Source organism: Micromonospora sp. DT4, assembly GCF_049841675.1.
Classification (GTDB): Bacteria; Actinomycetota; Actinomycetes; order Mycobacteriales; family Micromonosporaceae; genus Micromonospora.
This window is the reverse complement of record NZ_JBNCKT010000012.1, coordinates 1-4,311: the sequence shown is the minus strand read 5'-3', so window position 1 is coordinate 4,311 and position 4,311 is coordinate 1. Positions and strand designations below refer to the sequence as shown.

The window sequence follows — 4,311 nt, the reverse complement described above, 5'->3', positions numbered from 1 at the left end:
GACGGACCATCCGGACCGGCACCCGGCGGCACCGCCGCGCGGGCCGGACCGTCGGTGTTGGCGGCGCCGGGTCGGGGTGAACCGTCAGGCCCACTGCGGCCGGCATCGGAGACCGGCGCGTCGCCGGGCGCGAGCCGGGCCCGACCGCCGGGTGGGGCGGAACGGGCGCCCCGCACGGACGGCCCCGGCGCGGGTCGGCCGCCACCGGGCGGCCCGGCGTACGGGTCGTCACCGCGCTCACCCGCCGGTCCGGGCCGGCCCTCGGAAGCGGGCTCGGCCGACGGGCGGCGGCGTCGGTTGATCGGGTCCGGAGCGGCCCCCGGGGCATCCCGGCGGCGGACGGCGCGCTCACCCGTGACCGACGGCTGCGACACGGAACCGGTCGGGTGCTCGCCGGTGGATTCCGGAGCGCGGGCGGCCCGGCGTCCGGTGGGCGCGTCCGCGCCCGGGTCGGCGGGCGGCCCGGCGGCCCGGCGTCCGGTGGCACGCTCCGCGGCTGGATCGGGTACGGCGAGTGGACCACCGGAGCGGTCGTTCAGGTCACCGGCGGGCGGCGGGGCGGTACGGCGGCCGACGGGCCGCTCGGCCGGAGTGCCGTTCCCTCGGCGGTTGACGACTGGCAGGCCGGGGTCGGTGTGCGGCAGCCGGCCGGCCTGGCGCAGCCAGTCGGCCGGTCGCTCCGGACGGTCCTGCAGGTCCGGCTGCGACTCACCGCCGGTCGGCGTGCGTCGTTCCTGCTCGTCGGGGATCGCCCGACGGCGACCGGTGCCGTCGGTGGCCGTGCCGCCGGTGGCGACAGCGCCGGTGGGCGACGCGTCGGGCAGCGGTGGAGCGTTGCCCGAGCGGGGCACCGTCGGCTCGTCCGGTTCGACGGCGCGGCGGTGACCGCCCCCGGCGGGGCGGACCGGCTCCGGTGCCCCCGGGTCGACGGGCCCGGGACGATGCCGGGCCGTACGCGGGTCACGGGCGATCGCGGGGTCGGGTCGCAGATCGTCGGCGACCTGCGCGGCAACGCCGGGCGCAGGCCCGTCGAAGCGGGCAGCGCCGCCGGCGGCAGGTTCGGCCGTACGCCGGACCGGGGGCAGTCCGTCACCGCCGCGCGGCCGGCCGCCCTCGCTCGAATCGGGCGTGGGTCGACGACCCGGCGGTACGGCGTCCGGCCGGCGCAGCGGCAGAACGGCCTCCGCCCGGCCCGTCGGCGCGGGAACCTCCGGACGGGGGCCGGTCGGAGCGCCCCCGGCCGGTGACCCCAGGGGCGGGCCGGACGGGCCCACGGTCGGACGCTGTCGCGCCGGGCCAGCGGGAGCGCCGGTGGCCGGGCGGGAGCCGGTGGGGTTCGCCGGGTCGCGGCCGCCCGGGCGGGTGCCCGGCGGTGTGCGGGGCGGCGCGGCGGGGTCCGGCCCGACGCCGGGAACCGGCTGTGTGCCGCGCGGCGCCGGCTGGTCGGGGACCCCGGTCGGCCCGGCGTCACGCGGACGCTCGGCAGGCGTCCGGTCGACGGGCGGGCGGGCGTCCGGTCGACGACCGGGCGGGGGCGCCTCGCCCGGCCAGGGTCCGTCGACCGGGCGGCGCGCCCCGGCGGTCTCGGCGTCGGGGCGGCGTGGGCCGGGCGGGGCGTCCGGCGGCGCCGGCACACCGGCACGCGGGGGCACGGGCTCGACGGGGACGCCGTCCGGGCCCAACTCGCCACGTTGCTGCTTGGCCGAGCGCAGGTCGTCGATCCAGCCGAACTCCTCGCCGGCCACCGGCTCCTCCGGCTCGGCCTCGGCTCGACCTCGGCCCCAGCGGCGGCCCTTGGCGCGGGGATCACGCCGCTCGTCCGGGCCCTCGTCGGGGCGGTCCGCACCACGCGATCTCACTGTTGACCCTCTCCTGCGGCGTTCGTGCCGTCGTCCTGCGTCGTGCCGGGACCGTCCACACCTGTGGCCGCCCGGCCGTTCCGACCGACAAGCGCCGGAGCGCGCTGCGGCGTTACCGGTGATCCGGCGGTGTCGGATGACCCGGGTCCGGCGGTTGCCGCGGGTGACGCGGCGGCCGGGGCTTCCGGGCGGGCCGGTGGGGCCGGCAGCCCGCGTACGATCCGGCGCAGCAACGGCAGCCGCGTCGCCACGGACCGTTCCGCCCCGTGTGGGCCGGGCTGGTAGTAGTCGACGCCCACCAGGTCGTCCGGGACGTACTGCTGGGTGACGACGCCACGCTGGTCATCGTGCGGGTAGCGGTATCCGGTGCCGTGGCCCAGCCCGCGGGCACCGGCGTAGTGCGCGTCGCGCAGACCCCGGGGCACCGGACCACCCCGACCGGCCCGTACATCGGCGATGGCGGCGCCGATCGCGGTGGTGGCCGAGTTCGACTTCGGCGCGGTGGCCAGGTGGATCACGGCCTGGGCCAGGTTGAGCTGCACCTCGGGCAGGCCCACGTACTCCACCGCGTGCGCGGCGGCGGTGGCCACGCTCAGCGCGGTGGGGTCGGCCATGCCCACGTCCTCGCTGGCGAAGATCACCAGCCGTCGAGCGATGAACCGGGCGTCCTCACCGGCGACCAGCATCCGGGCCAGCCAGTGCACCGCGGCGTCGACGTCCGATCCGCGCATGCTCTTGATGAACGCGCTGACCACGTCGTAGTGGGCGTCGCCGTCGCGGTCGTAGCGCACCGCCGCCACATCGACCGCCTGCTCGGCGGTGGCCAGGTCGATGCGCCCGGTACCGAGGGCCGAGGCGGAGGCCGCAGCCGCCTCCAGCGCCGTCAGCGCCTTGCGGACGTCACCGGAGGCGAGCCGGACGAGGTGGTCCTCGGCGTCGGAGGCCAGGGTGAGCGTGCCGCCGAGGCCGCGCTCGTCGGCGACGGCGCGGCGCAGCAGGCCGCGTACGGCGTCGTCGTCGAGCGGTTGCAGGGTGAGTAGCACGCACCGCGAGAGCAGAGGTGAGATGACCGAGAAGTACGGATTCTCGGTGGTCGCGGCGAGCAGCGTGACCGTGCGGTCCTCGACGGCGGCGAGCAGCGAATCCTGCTGGGTCTTGCTGAACCGGTGCACCTCGTCGATGAACAGCACCGTCTGCGGACCGCCCGAACGGCGCTGGCGGCGGGCCGTCTCGATCACCGCGCGGACGTCCTTGACGCCGGCGGACAGCGCCGACATGGCGACGAAGCGGCGGTCGGTGGCACCGGCCACCAGGTGCGCGATGGTGGTCTTGCCGCTTCCCGGCGGTCCCCAGAGGATGACCGACATCGGGGCGCCGCCGGAGACCAGTTGCCGCAGCGGCGCGCCGGGGGCGAGCAGGTGGTCCTGCCCGATCAACTCGTCCAGACTCGCGGGCCGCATGCGGACAGGAAGGGGCGAATCGTCCGCTACCGGAGTGAAGCCGTCGACACCGGCGGGACCCTCGGGCGCGCCGCGCGACCCGGTGGGGGCACCGAGGGAGAAGAGAGCGTCGGACTCCATCACGAAGACAGTACCGGGCCCGACCCGCGAAGCCGGAATCGCGCTGCGGGCCGGGCCACCGCTGATCGGTCTCGGTCAGCCACGACCGGGACGGCGACCCCGGTACCAGCGGCCGCCGCCACCGCCGCCGCGAGGGCCGCTGCCGACGCCGCCCAGGTAGAGCGAGAGCAGGAAGAGGCCGATGAGCACGAGGGTGTTCCAGTTGAACAGGTTGGGCGCGCCGAAGTCAGTGTCGAGCAGGTCGAGCAGCAAGGCGAAGCCAAAGACGATGGCCGCGAGAATGGCGAGCATGTCGGTCCTCCGGTGGGGGTTCCCAGTGGGTCGGCGCGTGATGTACCCAATCGGTCGACTCGTCAATCTCCACCGTGGACCGGGTACGGGCGGCCCAGCCCGCGCCGTCACGTCCGCAGGCTGGGCCGCCCGCGAGATCGCGCTGGATCCAGGACGCAGTGGTGTCGGCTCGTCCATGAGGCCACTCAGATCCAGGATCGAGCGTGATCTTGCGGCGTACGAGGACGCCGGCCCGGCCCCGCCATCACGATCCGCGCAACTCCGGGGATGTTGCTGTCTCCGACGTGGCTGAGGCAGCAACATCCCCGAAGTTGTGACGATGCAGGCGCGCAGACGCGGAGGCGCGGGGCGCGGAGGCGCGGGGCACGCAGGCGCGGGGCACGCAGGCGCGGGGCACGCAGGCGCGGGGCACGCAGGCGCGGGGCACGCAGGCGCGGGGCACGCAGGCGCGGGGCACGCAGGCGCGGGGCACGCAGGCGCGGGGCACGCAGGCGCGGGGCACGCAGGCGCGGGGCTCGCAGGCGCGGGGCACGCAGGCGCGGGGCCCGCAGGCGCGGGGCACGCAGGCGCGGGGCACGCAG

At 77.2% G+C, this 4,311-nt stretch carries 3 protein-coding genes and 1 pseudogene; all 4 read right to left on the bottom strand.

Annotated elements, in window-relative coordinates:
- Positions 1-1,859, bottom strand: a pseudogene (locus ACLQ24_RS06380) (hypothetical protein); the annotation flags it as partial.
- Entirely contained in the window at positions 1,856-3,439 is a 1,584-nt protein-coding gene (locus tag ACLQ24_RS06375) for a replication-associated recombination protein A (protein ID WP_425889582.1), read from the bottom strand. The gene ACLQ24_RS06375 and the pseudogene ACLQ24_RS06380, both read right to left, overlap by 4 nt.
- A gap of 75 nt (positions 3,440-3,514) precedes the next feature.
- Positions 3,515-3,730: a hypothetical protein gene (locus tag ACLQ24_RS06370; RefSeq protein ID WP_425889580.1), complete on the bottom strand. Its 216-nt coding sequence runs from the start codon at positions 3,728-3,730 to the stop codon at positions 3,515-3,517.
- Between the two features lie 244 nt (positions 3,731-3,974).
- A partial coding sequence (locus ACLQ24_RS06365; RefSeq protein WP_425889578.1) for a hypothetical protein occupies positions 3,975-4,311 on the bottom strand: 337 nt, incomplete at its 5' end.